This window comes from Neorhizobium sp. S3-V5DH, from assembly GCF_004343065.1.
In the GTDB taxonomy this organism is placed as follows: Bacteria; Pseudomonadota; Alphaproteobacteria; order Rhizobiales; family Rhizobiaceae; genus Neorhizobium; species Neorhizobium huautlense.
In genome coordinates this window covers 15731-34194 of sequence record NZ_SMCL01000024.1, presented here as the reverse complement: position 1 = coordinate 34194, position 18464 = coordinate 15731, and the positions used below count along the sequence as shown (strand labels likewise).

20 protein-coding genes are annotated in these 18464 nt (G+C 60.7%); 15 read left to right on the top strand and 5 right to left on the bottom strand.

Annotated elements, in window-relative coordinates:
• Positions 1–19: 19 nt before the first annotated feature.
• The 3 genes from EDE09_RS23840 to EDE09_RS23830 form a co-directional block, all read right to left on the bottom strand.
• Positions 20–649, bottom strand: coding sequence for a glutathione S-transferase family protein (locus tag EDE09_RS23840; protein ID WP_112800258.1), 630 nt, complete (start codon positions 647–649; stop codon positions 20–22).
• Between the two features lie 55 nt (positions 650–704).
• Complete coding sequence (locus tag EDE09_RS23835) at positions 705–1151, bottom strand: GNAT family N-acetyltransferase (protein WP_105372455.1); 447 nt, start codon at positions 1149–1151, stop codon at positions 705–707.
• A gap of 68 nt (positions 1152–1219) precedes the next feature.
• Complete coding sequence (locus EDE09_RS23830) at positions 1220–2434, bottom strand: NADP-dependent isocitrate dehydrogenase (protein WP_112800260.1); 1215 nt, start codon at positions 2432–2434, stop codon at positions 1220–1222.
• Between the two features lie 226 nt (positions 2435–2660).
• Here EDE09_RS23830 and EDE09_RS23825 point away from each other — a divergent pair, with 226 nt between their 5' ends.
• From EDE09_RS23825 to EDE09_RS23785, 9 genes are all read left to right on the top strand, one after another.
• Positions 2661–3191, top strand: coding sequence for a hypothetical protein (locus EDE09_RS23825; RefSeq protein WP_112800263.1), 531 nt, complete (start codon positions 2661–2663; stop codon positions 3189–3191).
• A 166-nt stretch (positions 3192–3357) separates the two neighbouring features.
• Complete coding sequence (locus tag EDE09_RS23820) at positions 3358–4194, top strand: RNA methyltransferase (protein WP_112800265.1); 837 nt, start codon at positions 3358–3360, stop codon at positions 4192–4194.
• The gene (murI, locus tag EDE09_RS23815) at positions 4178–4975 is read left to right on the top strand and encodes a glutamate racemase (protein WP_112800267.1); all 798 of its coding nucleotides are present in this window, start codon (positions 4178–4180) and stop codon (positions 4973–4975) included. The genes EDE09_RS23820 and murI overlap by 17 nt, the downstream gene beginning before the upstream one ends.
• Positions 4976–5359: 384 nt before the next feature.
• Entirely contained in the window at positions 5360–5596 is a 237-nt protein-coding gene (locus EDE09_RS23810) for a DUF1127 domain-containing protein (protein ID WP_112800269.1), read from the top strand.
• Between the two features lie 80 nt (positions 5597–5676).
• Positions 5677–6129, top strand: a complete 453-nt coding sequence (locus EDE09_RS23805) for a GNAT family N-acetyltransferase (RefSeq protein WP_112800359.1) — start codon at positions 5677–5679, stop codon at positions 6127–6129.
• Positions 6130–6191: 62 nt separating this feature from the next.
• Positions 6192–6827, top strand: a complete 636-nt coding sequence (locus EDE09_RS23800; protein ID WP_112800271.1) for a LysE family translocator — start codon at positions 6192–6194, stop codon at positions 6825–6827.
• A 24-nt stretch (positions 6828–6851) separates the two neighbouring features.
• Complete coding sequence (locus EDE09_RS23795; protein WP_105372462.1) at positions 6852–7223, top strand: GFA family protein; 372 nt, start codon at positions 6852–6854, stop codon at positions 7221–7223.
• Positions 7224–7232: 9 nt separating this feature from the next.
• Complete coding sequence (locus EDE09_RS23790) at positions 7233–7865, top strand: LysE family translocator (protein WP_112800273.1); 633 nt, start codon at positions 7233–7235, stop codon at positions 7863–7865.
• A gap of 111 nt (positions 7866–7976) precedes the next feature.
• Positions 7977–9491, top strand: a complete 1515-nt coding sequence (locus tag EDE09_RS23785; RefSeq protein WP_112800275.1) for an ATP-binding protein — start codon at positions 7977–7979, stop codon at positions 9489–9491.
• A gap of 4 nt (positions 9492–9495) precedes the next feature.
• On the opposite strand, the gene EDE09_RS23780 is transcribed toward EDE09_RS23785, so the two are convergent.
• Entirely contained in the window at positions 9496–9741 is a 246-nt protein-coding gene (locus tag EDE09_RS23780; protein ID WP_105372465.1) for a DUF982 domain-containing protein, read from the bottom strand.
• Positions 9742–10040: 299 nt separating this feature from the next.
• On the opposite strand from EDE09_RS23780, the gene rpsD reads away from it, so the two are divergent.
• Positions 10041–10658 carry a 30S ribosomal protein S4 gene (gene rpsD, locus EDE09_RS23775; RefSeq protein WP_105372466.1) on the top strand — a complete coding sequence of 206 codons (618 nt, stop codon included), beginning with the start codon at positions 10041–10043 and terminating at the stop codon, positions 10656–10658.
• A gap of 59 nt (positions 10659–10717) precedes the next feature.
• Here rpsD and sthA read toward each other — a convergent pair whose 3' ends face one another.
• The gene (sthA, locus tag EDE09_RS23770) at positions 10718–12211 is read right to left on the bottom strand and encodes a Si-specific NAD(P)(+) transhydrogenase (RefSeq protein WP_105372467.1); all 1494 of its coding nucleotides are present in this window, start codon (positions 12209–12211) and stop codon (positions 10718–10720) included.
• 217 nt (positions 12212–12428) lie between these two features.
• Here sthA and EDE09_RS23765 point away from each other — a divergent pair, with 217 nt between their 5' ends.
• The 5 genes from EDE09_RS23765 (at position 12429) to EDE09_RS23745 (ending at position 18460) form a co-directional block, all read left to right on the top strand.
• A complete protein-coding gene (locus EDE09_RS23765) occupies positions 12429–13160 on the top strand; it encodes a FadR/GntR family transcriptional regulator (protein ID WP_112800277.1) in 732 nt (243 codons plus the stop codon).
• 95 nt (positions 13161–13255) lie between these two features.
• The gene (locus tag EDE09_RS23760) at positions 13256–14764 is read left to right on the top strand and encodes an ABC transporter substrate-binding protein (RefSeq protein ID WP_132413062.1); all 1509 of its coding nucleotides are present in this window, start codon (positions 13256–13258) and stop codon (positions 14762–14764) included.
• A gap of 72 nt (positions 14765–14836) precedes the next feature.
• A complete protein-coding gene (locus EDE09_RS23755) occupies positions 14837–15784 on the top strand; it encodes an ABC transporter permease (RefSeq protein WP_112800281.1) in 948 nt (315 codons plus the stop codon).
• Positions 15781–16656 carry an ABC transporter permease gene (locus EDE09_RS23750; RefSeq protein WP_112800283.1) on the top strand — a complete coding sequence of 292 codons (876 nt, stop codon included), beginning with the start codon at positions 15781–15783 and terminating at the stop codon, positions 16654–16656. Before EDE09_RS23755 ends, EDE09_RS23750 begins: the two co-directional genes overlap by 4 nt.
• Positions 16657–16675: 19 nt before the next feature.
• A complete protein-coding gene (locus EDE09_RS23745; protein ID WP_112800286.1) occupies positions 16676–18460 on the top strand; it encodes a gamma-glutamyltransferase family protein in 1785 nt (594 codons plus the stop codon).
• Positions 18461–18464: the final 4 nt, after the last annotated feature.

Below are 18464 nucleotides of genomic sequence, written 5' to 3'. Positions count from 1 at the left end.
CATCCGGCCGGATCCAGCACTAACCGGCCTGCTGCAGTTCAGCGGCCGCGGCATTGTCCTTTTCCGATGCGCGCTGATAGGCCTGCCGCGTCGCAAGTCTTTCAAAATATTGCTCGAACGCCGGTCGTTTTTCAATCGAACCGAACTGCAGCCCCCAACCGATCTGCGCGCCGACATAGACATCGGCAGCCGTAAAGGTCTCGCCGGCGATATAGGTATGGGCGCCGACAGCCGTTTCGAGCGTGTCCATCACATCCCGGAAGCTGCCGTAGCCGACCATTCGCTCTCGGCCCGGCGGCACTTCAAAGCCAAGCACCCTATTGCTGACGGCGGCTTCCAGCGGGCCGGCTGCGAAGAACATCCAGCGGTAATAATCGCCGCGGGCGGCCGGCGAGGGCGCCAAGCCTGCCTGTGGGAAGGCATCGGCAAGATAAGCGCAAATCGCGGCGCATTCCGTCACGACGGTTTTTCCGTGCACGACCGCCGGCACCTTGCCCATGGGATTGACCGCCTTGTAGGCCTCCCCCTTCATCGTCGTGCCGAAGTGAAGGATTTCGGCCCGATAGGGTACGCCCACTTCTTCCAGCATCCAGCGGGCAATGCGCCCCCGAGACATCGGGTTGGTATAGAGTACCAGTTCTTCCGTCATGACGTCCTCCTCTTGGTTTCCGCCAGTGCTACGGCGACTGTTTTGCGGAATCAAGTCACAGCGGTTTGCGGTACTGGATGAAGCCGGAAGCCTGGGCTATCCGATCATAGAGCCGCCGGGCGGTCGCATTGCTCTCGTGGGTCAGCCAATAAAGACGTCCGGCCTTTTTCTGCCGTGCCAGCTCGGCCACGGCCTCGATCAGCGCTTCGCCGGTGCCCCGGCCGCGCCCGCTCATCGCGACGTAGAGATCCTGAAGATAACAGGTCCAGTCCGGAAGCCAGCAGGACCGGTGGAGGATCGCATGTGCGATGCCGACCATCTTGCCGGTTTCGTCGAAGGCGCCGAAGCCATGCATTGGCTCGCCCGGGTCGAGAAGGCGAGTCCAAGTGAGCTCGTACTGGTCCTTCGACAGCACGGTTTCATAGAAACGGAGGTAGGCTTCCCAGAGCGGCTCCCATTGGACCCGGTCGGAAGGTTCGAGCGGACGGACGGTGGTTGTCATGGCTGGCTCCCCAAAAAAAACGGCAGAACTTGCGTCCTGCCGTCTGATTTCTAGCCGATCTCGCCGACTTACGCAGCCATGGCCTTCTTGAGATTCTCGTCGATCTTGTCGAGGAAGGCGGTGGTGGAGAGCCACGGCTGATCCGGACCGATCAGCAGCGCGAGGTCCTTGGTCATGAAGCCGGATTCGACGGTATCGACGCAGACCTTCTCGAGCGTCGAGGCGAATTTGGCGAGTTCGGCATTGTCGTCCAGCTTGGCGCGGTGCGCGAGGCCGCGGGTCCAGGCGAAGATCGATGCGATCGAGTTCGTCGAGGTTTCCTGGCCCTTCTGATGCTGGCGGTAATGGCGGGTGACCGTGCCGTGCGCGGCTTCGGCTTCCACCGTCTTGCCATCCGGAGTGAGCAGCACCGAGGTCATCAGGCCAAGCGAGCCGAAGCCCTGGGCAACCGTGTCGGACTGGACGTCGCCGTCATAGTTCTTGCAGGCCCAGACATAGCCGCCAGACCATTTCAGAGCGGACGCAACCATGTCGTCGATCAGGCGGTGCTCATAGGTGATGCCGATTTCGTCGAACTGCGCCTTGAATTCGTTCTGGTAGACTTCTTCGAATATATCCTTGAAGCGACCGTCATACGCCTTGAGAATGGTGTTCTTGGTCGACAGGTAGACCGGCCACTTGCGCATCAGGCCGTACATCATCGACGCGCGGGCGAATTCCCGGATCGACTCGTCCAGATTGTACATGGCCATCGCCACGCCGGCGCCCGGTGCATCGAAAACTTCCTTTTCGATGACCTGCCCGTCTTCGCCGACGAACTTGATCGTCAGTTTGCCCTTGCCGGGGAACTTGAAGTCGGTGGCGCGGTACTGGTCGCCGAAGGCGTGGCGCCCGACGACGATCGGCTGGGTCCAGCCGGGAACGAGGCGCGGGACGTTCTTGCAGATGATCGGCTCACGGAAGATGACGCCGCCCAGAATGTTGCGGATCGTGCCGTTCGGGCTCTTCCACATCTGCTTGAGGCCGAATTCCTTCACGCGCGCTTCGTCCGGCGTGATGGTGGCGCACTTGATGCCGACGCCGTGCTTCTTGATGGCGTTTGCGGCGTCAACGGTGACCTGGTCATTCGTCGCGTCGCGGTTTTCGACCGAGAGGTCATAATATTCGATGTCGAGATCGAGATAGGGAAGGATCAGCTTGTCCTTGATGAGCTGCCAGATGATGCGGGTCATCTCGTCGCCGTCGAGATCGACGACCGGGTTTGCTACCTTGATCTTTTGCATGGAATTCCTCTCGGACGTAGGAGGGATATTTCATCCCCAAAGGTGGACACCAGTGGTGTGCGCTATAGCACCGCCCGACTGGAACGCAAAGGCATTCAGCCAGTGTCATGTGGCTTTTCGCGCCAGAAATCGTCCCGCACTCCGGCTGGTGCAGGATTGTTCTTGCCAAACCACAAACCGCGTTTAATGTCCGGAAAAATCCCACTCGAACAACCGGATTCCTCCCATGCGGATCTTGCCGCTCGCTATCGCTTTTTCGCTGACCTCCATTTTGGCCATGGCGGCTGACGCCACCGATCCGGTCAAGGAGGTCATGAAAGTCACGGAGGACAATTGGAATACGGTCGACAGCGAGTGGAAGTATATTTTCGACGCAGATTCGCTGAAGCGCCTATTCAGCAAGAAGTTCCAGACAGCTTATGCGGAGGCGGCGAAGCATCCGGCCTACGAGACGGAAAACAACCAGCCGGGCGACCCTTTTGGTTATGACGTTGTGACCGCCTCGCAGGATGGCTGTCCGCTACAGGATATCAACATGACGGCGGCGCCGGGCGCCAACGGCGTTACCGATGTGACGGTGACGTTCAAGCAATGGACCTGTGTCGATGACGCCCAGATCAAGGACAGCATCAGCGAAGTCCACTTCGACGTAATCGGCGAGGATGGTAGGTCGGTCATCGATGACATCCACCGGGTGGCGGACGGCGAAAAGGATTCCGTCGTCGAGGAAATGCAGTCGATCGCCAAGGGCGAATAGTCTCGCAACCGAAGAACCGGACGCAACTGATTTGTTTCAGAGCCTGCTGTGAAGCTGCGTGTCCTGCACCGGTGGTCGCTGCTCGATGCCGCAGGCGCAGCCATAACGCCCTTGCCGATTGCATTTCAGCTGGTTATTTCCCGCCAACGATCATCGGAAGGGCATCATGTCAGGTACCAATAGCGAGCGCAAACTGATTGCCGAAGGACCGGCAATCGTGCTGGTGGAACCCCAACTCGGCGAGAACATCGGCATGGTTGCCCGCGCCATGGCGAATTTTGGCCTCGCGGAACTGCGCATCGTTAATCCGCGCGACGGCTGGCCGAGCGACAAGGCACGCTCCGCAGCCGCCAAGGCCGATCACGTGATCGACGGAACCAAGGTTTACGAGACTCTGGAGGAGGCGATCAAGGATCTCAATTTCGTCTATGCCACGACGGCCCGGGAGCGATACGGTTTCAAGCCCGTACGTTCTCCTGTCGTGGCGGCTGAGACATTGCGCACCAGGTTCAGGGCAGGGGAAAAGACCGGCATCCTCTTCGGCCGCGAGCGCTGGGGCTTGACCAATGAGGAAGTCGCGTTGGCCGATGAGATTGTCACCTTTCCCGTCAATCCGGCTTTTGCCTCTCTTAATATCGCCCAGGCGGTGCTGCTAATGTCGTATGAATGGATGAAATCCGGGCTGAACGATCTGAGCGAGACGATCTTTCAACCGGTCGAGCAGCGGCCTTCAACCAAGGAACAGGTCTTCGGTCTGTTCGAGCATCTGGAGGAGGCCCTCGATGCCCGCGGATATTTTCATCCGCCCGCGAAAAAGCCCAAAATGATCGACAATCTGCGCGCCGTCATCTCGCGGCGGGGGTTTACGGAACAGGAGATCAGTGTGTTCCGGGGCGTCATCAACTCGCTCGACCGTTTTCCGCGCCGATGGTCGAAACAAAATCGGGCAGGCGAGCCGGGAGCGGCCCTGGGGGAGGCGGCAGGGAATGACGCAGACGAATGAGTTGAAGCCTGTGCTGATGTTCGATTCGGGCATTGGTGGACTGACGGTGCTGCGCGAGGCGCGCGTGCTGATGCCGGAGCGCGGCTTTATCTATGTGGCCGATGATGCCGGGTTTCCCTACGGCGATTGGGGGGAGGCTGCGCTGAAGGAGCGGGTTATCGCGCTCTTTGCCAAGCTTCTTAAGGAATACGATCCTGAAGTTTGCGTGATCTCCTGCAACACCGCCTTTACCCTGGTTGGTGCGGATCTCCGCTCGACCTTTCCGAAGATGACCTTTGTCGGCACCGTGCCGGCGATCAAGCCTGCGGCGGAACGCACGCGCTCCGGTCTGGTCTCGGTTCTCGCGACCCCCGGCACGGTCAAGCGCGCCTATACCCGCGATCTCATCCAGTCGTTTGCCACGCAATGCCATGTGCGTCTGGTAGGTTCCCAGAATCTGGCGCGCATGGCGGAAGCCTATATCAGGGGCGAGAACATTTCCGACGAGGCGGTTATGGCGGAGATCGCTCCATGCTTCGTCGAGAAGGACAACAGCAAGACCGATATCGTCGTTCTCGCCTGTACCCATTACCCTTTCATGGCCAATGTCTTCCGGCGGCTGGCGCCCTGGCCGGTCGATTGGCTCGATCCCGCTGAAGCGATTGCAAGACAGGCTCGCCGGAAAGTGCCCCTGGTCGATGGCGCCGAACATCCCGACAGCTATGATTTCGCGGTCTTCACGTCAGGCAATCCCGATTTCGCCACCAGGCGGCTGATGCAGGGATTTGGCCTGAAGGCCTGAGCGCCATCGAGCAATGTGGCTTTTTTGTCACGAATTTTTCCTTATGATTGCAATTCGCGATTGTGTGCTTGATTGCCGGCCGATCTCGTGTATGATCTATTCATTCCGCAAAGCGAACACAGGAGGCGTGAGATGACATCCATTACCATGTTTATGCGCCTTTCTGGCGGAACGGCTATCGTGGCCTCGGTGTATTATACATCGACGCCGGCCGGCATGTGCCATCAGGCCGTATAGGCCTGTATCTCCGCCGTTTTTGGCATTTTTCCCATTGATCTGACGTGACTGATTGACGGAGCGATTTATCGCGTTTCCGTGTCCGCATCCGCACGTCTTCTTTCATCGAAGAGGACCTGGTCGCGTCATGCGCCGGGACGAAAAATCATGCGTGAATCACAATTTTTAGTTGCTGATACCCTTTCGGCTGCGGTTCATGATCTGTGCCGGGAACACGGCGTCTGGAAGACTGCCCGTGCACTGCTTCTGGCAGCCTGGAGCCGTCGCCAGACGGAAAACCAGATCTCCGATCTTTCCAATCGGATGCGCCGCGATATTGGTTTCCCGGAACTGGAGGACGAACGCGGGAATGTCCGGTTCATCCTTTGGGATATCCGGCTGTGAAAGGGCTGACACAGATCTCCGGCGGCTTTCCGCCGGAGATCTCGAGCATCTCTTACGGAGATGCCAGGCTGGGGGCTGAAATGACAATCGTCTTCCGCAAACTTGACCATGACGATATGGCGGCTGCCGCGAGCCTCCACCGTGTTTCCTTCGACGAGCGGCTGCCCTGGCTGGCCGGCCTTCATACTTTGGAGGAGGATCGTGGATACTGGCGCGGGCATCTTTTCGCGACCTGCGACATTTGGGGCGCCGAAAGGGGGAGCGCCTTGCTCGGCGTTATCGCCTTCCGCAAGGACTGGGTCGACCAGCTCTACATCCTGCCGAGTGCGCAGGGGCAGGGGATGGGTTCCCGGCTGCTGGACATCGCCAAAGAAGCCCATCCGCAACTTTTCCTCTGGACCTTCCAGCGCAATGCTACGGCCCGCCGCTTTTACGAAGCGCGCGGCTTTGTGGCGGTCGAACAGACCGATGGCACGGCCAATGAGGAAAAGGAGCCGGACATTCTCTATCATTGGCGTCGCGAAACTCGATAAACACCGCTTGCAAAGCGAAAAAATCGGTGGCTTGCTCGCCCTGTTCCATGGAGGAGTTTCGCATGTCGCTTGAACACTGGCTCGCTTTCGTTGCCGCTTCGTCCATTCTGCTTGCTATTCCCGGGCCGACGATCCTGCTTGTCATCTCCTATGCGCTGAGCCACGGCCGCAAAGTTGCGAGCGCGACGGTCGCAGGTGTCGCGCTTGGTGATTTCACCGCCATGACCGCTTCCATGCTGGGTCTCGGCGCCGTGCTTGCGACCTCTGCAACGCTCTTCACCGTACTGAAGTGGGTGGGCGCCGCCTATCTCATCTATCTCGGCATCAAGCTCTGGCGCGCGCCGGTTTCCGAACGTGCGGCGGAGGTCGATGAGACGGATGCGGCATCCGCAAAGCCGATCAGGATTTTCCTTCATACCTATGTCGTGACGGCGTTGAACCCGAAGAGCATCGTCTTCTTCGTCGCTTTCCTGCCGCAGTTCCTTGACCTCAACCGGCCGCTCTTCTTCCAGATGGCGGTCTTCGAGGTGACCTTCCTGGTTCTCGCAACGCTCAACGCCGCGCTCTACGGCCTGCTCGCTGCCATGGCCCGGAACACGATCCGCAAGCCCAAGGTCCAGCGTATCGTCAATCGCACCGGCGGCTCACTGATGATCGGCGCCGGTCTGCTTTCGGCCAGCTTCAAGCGCGCGGCGTGAGGATATTTTAAGGGAGGATAACGCATGCTGACCGGACGTTGCCATTGCGGCGAGACCGTCTTCGAGATCAACGGAGAATTGCCTCAGGCGCTGACGCGCTGCACCTGCACTTTCTGCTCCCGTCGCGGCACGCTCTATGCCTATTACGAGCCGAAGCAGGTGCGCGTCACGGCCGATTCCGAGAGCGACAGAATCTATCGCTGGAACTCGAAGCTGGTGGCGCATCATTTTTGCGGCACCTGCGGCTGCGGAACCTATAGCGACAGCCCCGATTTCCAACTCGACGGCACCTGGGACGGCAAGACGCGCCGCATTGGCGTGAATGCCAGGCTGTTCGATGATTTCGACGCCGAGGAATGGCCTCACACCGTGATCGACGGCAGGAATCTCTGGTAGGAGAGCGACATGAGCGAGATGACCATTCTAGCCTTTGCGATCGTCGCCTTCATAGGCATTGCGACGCCGGGGCCGACAGTGCTTCTGGCGCTGACCAACGGCTCCCGTTATGGATTGCGCCGGGCTTTGCCGGGCATGGCGGGCGCCATGCTTTCCGACTTCGTTCTGATCGGCGCCGTAGCATTGGGCCTGGGCGCGCTGCTTGCAGCCTCCGAATTCTGGTTTACGGTGGTCAAGTGGCTGGGTGCGTGTTATCTGGCTTTTCTGGGCATCATGCTTCTCCGCTCCAAGGGATCTCTTGACGTTACGGAAGCTGCTGCGGCGTCAGGCTCCGGCTCCTCCGCCTCCATTTTCCTCAAGAGCTTTCTCGTCGCAGTGACGAACCCCAAGGGCTACCTGTTCTTTTCGGCCTTCCTGCCGCAATTCATCGTCTCCGATGCGCCGCAGGTGCCGCAATATGCCTTGCTCGCCGTCGTCTTCGCGTTGATCGATTTCGCCGTAATGTTTGTCTACGCACTGCTCGGTTCGAAAGCGGTGCATCTTCTCAAGAAGAAGGGCGCTCTCTGGCTCGACCGGGCTTGCGGCGGCGCGCTTTTAGCGCTCGCGGGATCGCTCGCGCTCTATCGGAGGGCCGCCTCTTAAACCCTGTGCATTTTTGCACTTGTCCGGCGAAACGAATCCCGATCTCTGTTAAGGCTGGGGAGTCGCGGGCCGCTGGGTCACCGCACAGAGACGGCATACGGGGTGAGTGCATTGCAGGTTGGCATCGATATGGGAATTGTGGCCGGCGGCGCTCCGGCCAAGCTCGATATCGAGGAGCTTCTGGCCACCCGCTTGCTTGTGCAGGGTAATTCCGGCTCCGGCAAATCGCATCTTCTGCGGCGGTTGCTGGAGCAATCCGCCCCCTGGGTGCAGCAGGTGGTGATCGATCCGGAAGGTGATTTCGTCACGCTCTCGGATAAGTTTGGCCATGTGGTGGTCGACGGCGAGCGCACCGAAGCGGAACTCGCCGGCATTGCCAACCGCATTCGCCAGCACCGGGTGTCTTGTGTACTGACGCTTGAGGGCCTTGATCTGGAAGAGCAGATGCGGGCCGCCGCAGCCTTCCTCAACGGCATGTTCGATGCTGACCGCGAGTACTGGTATCCGGTCTTGGTCGTCGTCGACGAGGCCCAGATGTTTGCGCCTTCGGTCGGCGGCGACGTCTCCGAAGATGCCCGAAAGCTGTCCCTCGGTGCGATGACCAACCTGATGTGCCGCGGTCGCAAGCGCGGTCTGGCGGGCGTCATCGCTACCCAGCGCCTCGCAAAACTCGCCAAGAATGTTGCCGCGGAAGCCTCGAACTTCCTGATGGGACGAACCTTTCTAGACATCGACATGGCGCGCGCCGCCGATTTGCTCGGCATGGATCGGCGCCAGGCGGAAATGTTCCGCGACCTCCAACGCGGTAATTTTGTCGCCCTTGGTCCGGCCTTGTCCCGCCGACCGCTGCCGATCGTCATCGGCACCGTAGAGACGTCTGCCCGGTCTTCGAGCCCGAAACTGATGCCGCTGCCGGATGCGCCGCAGGATGTCGAGGATCTGATCTTCACGCCGGATCCGGAGGAATTCGTCCGCCCCGTCGTTCGAAGGGCGCCGCCGGCGCCGCGCCCGACGACGGACATATTGGCGGAGCTCTCTCGTTCGATGCCGGCTGCCTCGCCAGCGCCCCAGGAGCTACGCGCCGCCCAGCCGGATTTGTCGCCCGAAGAGCGCGAGGAGCGTCTTGCGGCGGTGCTTTCCGAGATTCTCGACGATCCGCAATCGGGCTATCGGACGGACGCGGTTCTCTATCAGGAATTTCTGGTGCGCGCCCGCATGCGGCGCCTGCCCGGACCGCCACTGTCGCTCTCCGAATTCCGCCGCCGCGTGGCCGTTGCGCGTTCGGGCGTCGACGCCGAAACGGCGGCAGGCGAGGCCTGGCGGACGGCCTTGTCGCTATCCGGCGGGGTCTCGGATGATCTTCAGGGGGTTTTCCTGATGATGGCGAAAGCAGCGATAGCGGGCGAACCGTGTCCATCGGATGCCCGTATCGCCCGCGCCTATGGCACCCATTCCGCCCGCCGCGCCCGGCGTCTGCTCGGCTATTTCGAGGAGCAGGGCCTGATCGTGACTCACACGGATTTTTCCGGAAAGCGCGTCGTTGCCTTTCCGGACCTGCAATCGGAGACCGCTCCCGGTAGCGCCGACGCGCCGGACGAGGGCGAGGCGAGGGTGGCGGCCGAATAATCCGCTAATGGATGTGGAAATGCGCTTCCACGGCGGCGGCAATGAAGGCTTGCCGCGCTTCCGTCGGTTCCGATCTTCCGTCAAGGGCATCACCGCAGACCTGTTCGGCGCGGCTGTACTGGCTGCCGTGATAAGACGGCCAAAAACAGTCGAGCACCGTCTTTGCCTGACGCACCGTTTTCACTGTTCGAGTAACGCCGGTTTCTGGGTCTTCTAGTCTGATCGGGTTGTTCCAGGCCTTCGGGCTCATGACACGATACCTCCTCTCTATATGAGATGGACCGAATATACCGGGATTCAATTGGAGTTTGGAAACAGCCTTACCGAAAGGTTACGACACTGACGCTGTTGACATTTCCAAGACATACGCCTAAAGACCCCGCCAACGCCGGGTTCAACGCCCGGTGTTTTTGTTGACATGTCCCGTGGTCTCTCCGATCGCTGTCGTGAGAAACCTGTCAGAGCTCTTAAATCAGGGCTCAGAGGAGGGCGTGTTTCCTTGATCCGGTTTGGCAACAGACCGGACTAACCGTTTGAGAAGGAAATGCGATGAGCAAGCGCGCTGCATCCAAATACAAAATCGACCGCCGCATGGGCGAAAACATCTGGGGTCGTCCGAAGTCCCCGGTCAACCGTCGTGAATACGGCCCGGGCCAGCACGGCCAGCGCCGCAAGGGCAAACTTTCCGACTTCGGCGTGCAGCTGCGCGCCAAGCAGAAGCTGAAGGGTTACTACGGCGACCTGCGCGAAAAGCAGTTCCGCGCCACCTACGACGAAGCCAACCGTCGCAAGGGCGATACCTCGGAGAACCTGATCGGTCTCCTGGAATCGCGCCTCGACGCGATCGTCTACCGCGCCAAGTTCGTTCCGACGGTCTTTGCTGCCCGTCAGTTCGTCAACCACGGCCACGTGACCGTGAACGGCGTGCGCGTCAACATCGGTTCCTACCGCTGCAAGGCCGGCGACGTCATCGAAGTTCGCCAGAAGTCGAAGCAGCTCGTTTCGGTTCTGGAATCGGTTCAGCTCGCTGAGCGCGACGTTCCGGACTACATCGAAGCCGACCATAACAAGATGGTTGCGACCTTCGTTCGCGTTCCGACGCTCTCCGACGTACCTTACGCCGTGGTCATGGAACCCCAGCTGGTCGTCGAATTTTATTCGCGTTGATCACTTGCGAAAATGGCCCCGGAAGGGGCCATTTTCATATTCAGCTGCAGAAAGCCGTCTCATTTCGAGGCGGCTTTTTTTCTTTCCGGTGTCGCGGTGTCCGCGGTCGTGGTCGCGGTGGTATCGAGCGGCTGGGCGGTTGCCACGGGAGCTTCCTTCGGCAGCTCTCCCATGCGATTCCAGGCGTCCAGACCGGCGATCTTGTAGGCTTCCGCCAGCGTCGGATAGTTGAACGTATTCTCCACGAAATATTCGACCGTGCCCTTGAGATTGAGCACGGCCTGGCCGATGTGGACGAGCTCTGTCGCACCTTCGCCAACGATATGAACGCCCAGGAGGCGGCGCGTCTTCAGCGAGAAGATCAGTTTCAATAAGCCGGTATCGAGTCCCATGATGTGGCCGCGCGAGGTCTCGCGGAAGCGAGCGATGCCGCATTCATAGGGAATGCCCCGTTCCTTCATCTCCTCTTCGGTCAGGCCGCAGGTGGAAATCTCCGGCACGGCATAGATGCCGTACGGGAAGTATTTCTGCGGTTCCTTGGCAATCGCGCCGACGGCGACGCGGGCGGCGACGCGCCCCTGTTCCATCGAGGTCGAGGCGAGGCTCGGAAAACCGACGACGTCGCCGGCCGCGTAGATACCGGGAACCTCTGTCTCGAAGGTCTCCGGGTTCACCTTCAGGCGACCGCGGCTATCGGCTTCGAGGCCGGCGGCAGCCAGCTTCAGCGTGTCGGTAGCCCCGGTGCGCCCGGCGGCATAAAGGACCATGTCGGTGGTGATCTTGCGGCCCGAATCGACCGTCACCAGCACCTTGCCGTCGTCTAGACGTTCAACCTTGTCGACCTTCTGGCCGAGGAGCAGCTTCATGTTGCGGTCGCGGAGCTGATAGGTGAAATCCTCGACGATCTCCTTGTCGATGAAGTCAAGGATGGTGGATTTCGGGTCGATGACAGTGACGGCCGTATCGAGTGCGCTGAAGATTGTTGCATATTCGATGCCGATGACACCCGCACCGATGACGACCATGGAGCGAGGCAGATCCCCGATTTCCAGAAGTTCGTCGCTGTCGAGGACCGTCTTGCCGTCGAAGGGGATGCTGTCCGGGCGAAACGGCCTGGTTCCGACGGCAAGCAGGATGCTTTTGCCCTTCACGTGGACCGTCTCGTTGTCGTCCTTGAGCACCTCCAACGTATCCGGCGCGGCGAAGCTCGCCTTGCCGCGAATGTGCTGTACCCGGTTGCGGGCAAACTGGTGTTCGAGCACTTCCACCTCGTGGTCGAGGGTGATGAGGAGGCGGCGGCGCAGGTCTTCCGCGCTGATCTCCTGTTTCACGCGATAGGCGCGCCCATAAAATCCGCGCTCGCGCCAGCCGGAGAGGTTAAGTGCGGTTTCCCGCAGGGTCTTTGAAGGAATTGTGCCGGTGTGGACCGAAACACCCCCGACACGTCGACCCTGTTCGATGACAAGGACTTTCTTGTCGAGTTTGGCGGCCTGAATGGCGGCGCGGCGCCCCGCCGGTCCGCTGCCGACGACGATGAGGTCGTATTGGTTCATGGGTGCTCCGTCTTAGAATCTCTGGAGCTGCCGCGATGCAGCAGCGATCACGAATCCTTTTGTAGCCACTTATTCTAAAGGTTTGATTGCGAGGCGTCCAAGCCTGGATTCCGGCGGTAATGCCTATAGTTTGTGCAATGCAAAAATTGCCGAAAAAATGTCTTGACGTTGCGGGCCAAATGCCGTCCTCTTGAACCAATCGTGAATTGGTACGGTAATGGTCCAAAAAAAATCAGAAGTGGCTCACGACACCTCGAGTTACGCGCTCGATCGGTTGCGGGAGCATTTTGCCACCGGAGAATTCGGCTCGGAGGGGCGCCTGCCCACTGAGCGGGCGCTGGCCGAAATGCTCGGCATCAGCCGCCGCGCGGTCCGTCGGGCACTGGAAGTGCTGGAGGGGGAGGGGCTGATTTGGCGCCGCCAGGGCTCTGGTACCTTTATCGGCGAGCGGCCCGACCGGTGGAGCGATCATGTCGGCGAGATCGTCGCCGGTACGGACTTCATGGAGATCATGGAGGTCCGGCTGAGGATCGAGCCGCAGCTTGCCCAGCTTGCCGCAATGCGCGCCAAGCCTGGCGAGATTGACCGGATGCGCAGTCTCGCCCGAAAAATTACCGAGAGCCACGATGCCGACGCAAGCGAACTGTGGGACGGCGCCTTGCACCGGCAGATCGCCCAGAGCGCCGGCAACAGACTTTTCCTGTCGATCTTCGACGTCATCAACCAGGTTCGCCAGGACGAGGCGTGGCAGGCAATCCGCGAACGCGCCCGTTCGAGCGGCAACGCGGTCAATATCTCCTTCGCCCAGCACGACGGCATCATCGACGCGATAGCGGCGCGTGACCCGGTCCGCGCAGGCGAAGCGATGCGCCAGCACCTCCTGATGCTTCAGGAGCGGCTCGTCCGGGCGACCTCGATGGAGGGGCACCCTCTTGGAGAGGCAAGTTGAATTTCAGGTCGGCGCGAGACGGCCAGCAACGAGAAACCGGCAGAAAAGCCGGGCGACTGCAAACAGGAACAGAGAAAAAGAGAGGAATAATCGCAATGAAACGACTGACAAACCTAACGGCAGCGCTGCTGGCTGGGGCGCTTTTCGCCTTTCCCGCACTGTCCGCCGAACTGCGCATCGGCCTGCAGGACGATGCCGACGTCCTCGATCCGGCCCAGTCCCGCACCTTCGTCGGCCGCATCGTCTACACGGCCATGTGCGACAAGCTGGTCGACGTATCGCCGGATCTGAAGATCGTTCCGCAGCTGGCGACCGAGTGGAAATGGTCCGCCGACGGCAAGGAGCTGACGATGAAGCTCCGCGATGGGGTGAAGTTCCATGACGGTACCGCGATGGACGCCGCCGCCGTTGTTGCCACGATCGAGCGCAACATGACCTTGCCGGAATCGCGCCGCAAGAGCGAGCTTAGCTCCGTCGCCAAGGTCGAAGCCGCTGGTCCGCTGGAGGTCAAGTTTACGCTGAAGGCGCCCGACGTTACGTTGCTCGCCCAGCTCTCCGACCGCGCAGGTATGATCGTCTCCCCGAAGACAGCCAAGGAGCTTGGCGCGAATTTCGGCTCGAAACCCGTCTGCGCCGGCCCATTCAAGTTCGTGGAGCGCGTCCAGCAGGACCGTATTGTCCTCGAAAAATTCGCCGATTACTGGGACAAGGACAAGGTTTTCGTCGACAAGGTCACCTACCTGCCGATCCCGGATACGACCGTGCGCCTTGCAAACCTTCAGTCGGGCGACCTCGACATGATCGAGCGGCTGGCGCCGACCGATGTCGCTGCCGTCAAGGGCGCCTCTGGCTTCAAGGTCGATTCCGTGGTCAACATTGGCTACATGGCGCTCTACGCGAACATCGCCAACGGCCCGCGCGCCGACAACCCGTTCGGCAAGGACAAGCGCCTGCGCCAGGCCTTCTCGCTGGCGATCGACCGCGATGCGCTGAACCAGATCGTTTATGAGGGCACCGCCGTCGGCGGCAACCAGCCGTTTCCGCCGAACAGCCCGTGGTATAACAAAGCATTGCCGGTTCCTGCCCGCGATGTGGAGAAGGCCAAGGCTTTGATCAAGGAAGCCGGTTTCGAGCGGGTACCGATCGAGATGCAGATCCCGAACAATCCGGTGGCCGCGCAGATGATGCAGATCGTCCAGTCGATGGTGGCGGAGGCCGGTTTCGACGTCAGCTTGAAATCGACGGAATTTGCGATGCTGCTGGATGAACAGACCCGCGGTAACTATCAGCTCAGCCGTTCCGACTGGTCCGGCCGCGTCGATCCCGATGGGAATATCCACCAGTTCATCACCTGCAAGGGCGGCATCAACGATACCAAATACTGCAATGCCGAAGTCGACAAGCTGCTCAACGAAGCCCGCGCGTCGACGGACGACGCGGTCCGCAAGCAGAAATACGACGCCGCGGCCAAGATCCTGAACGACGAACTGCCGGTCATCTACCTCGGCCATCAATCATGGATCTGGGCCTACAAGAACAGCGTCACCGGTTTCGTCGCGAGCCCGGACGGCATGATCCGTCTTGTGGGCGTGAAGAAGAGCTGATCCGCTTGTGCCGCGCGGAAGCTCTGCGCGGCACTTTTTCAACGCACCTTTGGAAACATGAGGGGCGGCACCATGCCTGTCTATATCGGAAAGCGTCTCCTCGTCGCGATCCCAACCCTGCTGATCATCTCCATCTTCGTCTTTTCGCTGCAGAAGCTTCTTCCCGGCGACCCGATCCTGACCATGGCAGGCGAGGAACGCGATCCGGCCGTGATCGAATTCCTGCGCGAGAAATATCGGCTGAACGATCCCGTGATCGTGCAATATTTCTATTGGCTCGGGGGCATTCTAAGTGGCGATTTCGGCATCTCGCTGCGCACCAATCAGCCGGTTCTCGAACTCATCCTGCAGAAGCTGCCGGTGACGATCCAGCTTGCGACCATGGCAATGTTTTTCGCCTTCCTGATCGGCATTCCGATCGGAATCCTCGCGGCCGTCAAGAAAAACACGACCATCGACTACATCGCCAACATCGTCGCGCTCTCGGGTTTGTCGATCCCGAATTTCTGGCTTGGTATCATGCTGATCCTGCTGATTTCAGTCCAGCTCGGCTGGCTTCCGGCCTCCGGATACGAATCGATCTTCGCTGATCCGGTGCGGTCGCTGCAGACGATGGTCATGCCGGCCTTCGTGCTCGGCAGCGCGCTGGCCGCGACGCTGATGCGGCATACGCGTTCGGCGATGGTGGGTGTGATGAGCGCCGATTATATCCGCACCGCGCGGGCAAAGGGCCTGTCGCCGCGGGAGGTGGTGCTGAGCCACAGCTTCCGCAACGCGCTTCTGCCCGTCGTCACGCTGTCGGCGCTGCTTTTTGGCGAACTGCTGGCGGGTGCCGTTCTGACCGAACAGATTTTCACCATTCCCGGCTTCGGCAAGCTGATCGTCGATGCCGTCTTCAACAGGGACTATGCGGTGGTGCAGGGCGTGGTGCTGTGTACGGCAGTCGGCTTCATCCTGATGAATCTCATTGCCGATGTGCTTTATGTCCTGCTCAATCCGCGCTTGAGGGCAACGCTATGACGACGATCGATCAAGCCCCGCCCGTCCTGGTGGCCAAGCGTGAACACAGCCGCGCCTGGCGGAAGATGAAGAAAAACAAGAGCGCGCTCGTCGGCGCGGTGATCATTCTCTTCTTCACCGCCCTTGCCGTGACCGCCCCGATCCTGCCGATCATCGATCCACTGGCGACGAGTTGGTCGGCGATCCGCAAGGCACCGTCTGCCATGTACTGGCTCGGCACCGACGACCTTGGCCGCGATATCCTCTCCCGCATGATCTGGGGCGCCCAGGCTTCCCTGATGGCGGGCGTCTTTTCGGTCGCGATTTCGGTCTGTATCGGCGTACCGTTCGGACTGGTCGCGGGATATTTCGGCGGCTGGGTGGATATGGTGATCTCACGCGTCACCGAGGCGCTGCTCGCCATGCCCTTCCTGATCATGGCGATCGCGCTGGCCGCCTTCCTCGGCCCGAGCTTGATGAATGCCATGATCGCGATCGGGCTTTCCGCCATGCCGATTTTCGTCCGGTTGACGCGCGGGCAGGTACTGGCGGTGAAGACCGAGGACTACGTTGAAGGCGCCCGTGCGGTCGGTTTGAACCATCTGGAAATCATGCTTCGTTACATCCTGCCGAACGTCATGGCCCCCATCATCGTGCAGGCGACGTTGACGATCGCTACGGCGATTATCGCCGAGGCGAGCCTTTCTTTCCTTGGCCTCGGTCAGCAGCCACCGGCTCCTTCGTGGGGCTCGATGCTGAACGTTGCCAAGAATTTCCTGAACCAGGCTCCCTGGATGGCCATGTGGCCGGGTGCCGCGATCTTCCTCGTCGTCATCGGCTTCAACCTGCTGGGCGATGGCCTGCGTGACGCGCTCGACCCGCGCGAAGCCTAATCTAGAAGGAATTCCGAGAATGACCGAATTCACCACCAGACCCGAAATCCTTGGCACGTTCGGTGTCGTCACCTCCACCCATTGGATAGCGTCGGCCGTCGGCATGGCGATCCTCGAAAAGGGCGGCAACGCCTTCGATGCGGCGGTTGCAACCGGTTTCGTGCTGCAGATCGTCGAACCGCATCTCTGCGGGCCGGGCGGCGATATGCCAGCCGTCTTCTACTCGAAGAAGAAGGACAAGGTCGAAGTCATCTGTGCGCAAGGAACTGCGCCTGCCGGCGCGACGATCGAGCATTATACGTCCGAGGGACTGAAGCTCATTCCCGGCGATGGTCTGCTGGCAACCGTCATCCCCGGTGCCTTCGACGGCTGGATGCTGATGTTGCGCGACTATGGCACGATGAGCATCCGAGAGGTCCTGGAACCGGCGATCTATTATGCCGAGCAGGGCCATCCGGTGCTTGCCCGCGTATCCGCCACCATCAAGGGACTTGCGGGCTTCTTCGAGAAGGAATGGCCGACATCCTATGCCACCTGGCTGCCGGGCGGCGCAGCGCCGGAACCGCAGAGCAATTTCAGGAACCCGGTGCTTGCCGATACCTGGAAGCGCGTCGTCGCGGAGGCCGAAGCGAAAACCGGGCGCGAGAACCAGATCGAGGCGGCGCGAGATGCCTTCTACCGCGGCTTTGTGGCGGAGGCGATCGACGCTTACGTCCGCACAGCCGAGGTGATGGATGCGAGCGGCGCGCGGCACAAAGGCGTGCTGACCGCGGACGACATGGCGAATTGGCGCGCTACTGTCGAGGCACCGCAGACCTACGACTACCACGACTGGACCGTCGCCAAAACGCCCGCCTGGGGGCAGGGGCCGGTGCTTCTGCAGTCCTTGGCGCTGTTGAAGGGCTTCGATCTTTCGGCGATGGATCCGGCCGGTCCTGATTTTGTGCATGTGGTCGTCGAAGCGATGAAGCTCGCCTATGCCGATCGTGAAGTCTATTACGGCGACCCGGAATTCGCGCAGATTCCGACGGAATACCTGCTCTCGGAAAGCTATAATGCCGAGCGTCGCAAGCTGATCGGCGGGCAGGCTTCGCTTGAACTGCGGCCGGGCCGTGTGCCGGGTTACGACAACCAGTTCGACCTTACCATGGCGATGCTGGCGGACGTGAGCGGCAAGGGTGCGGTCTATGAACCCACCATGTCGCACCTGACCGAGAAGCGCGGCGACACGGTGCATATCGACGTCATCGACCGCTGGGGCAACATGGTCTCGACCACGCCGTCCGGCGGCTGGCTGCAATCGTCGCCGATCGTGCCGGGTCTCGGTTTTGCCCTGAACTCGCGCGCCCAGATGTTCTGGCTCAAGGAAGGGCTGCCAACGTCGCTGGCACCGGGCAAGCGTCCTCGCACCACGCTCACCCCGTCTCTGGCGCTGCATCAGGGCCGACCGACGCTGGTCTTCGGCACGCCGGGCGGTGATCAGCAGGACCAGTGGCAGCTGCCGTTCTTCCTGCGTTATGTCCACCACAAGCCGAACCTGCAGGCGGCGATCGACATGCCGCTTTTCCACACCACGCATTTTCCGGGATCGTTCTATCCGCGTACCAGCGAGCCGGGCAACATCATGGTGGAAAGCAATATCGGTGCCGAGGTTCTCGAGGAGTTGCGCCGCCGCGGCCATCAGGTCGCCGTTGCCGATCCGTGGAGCGTCGGTCGCCTGACGGCGGCGCGCCGCGATGCGGGCGGCCTCATGCGGGCGGCGGCAACACCGCGCCTCATGCAGGCTTATGCGGTGGGGAGATAGGTCT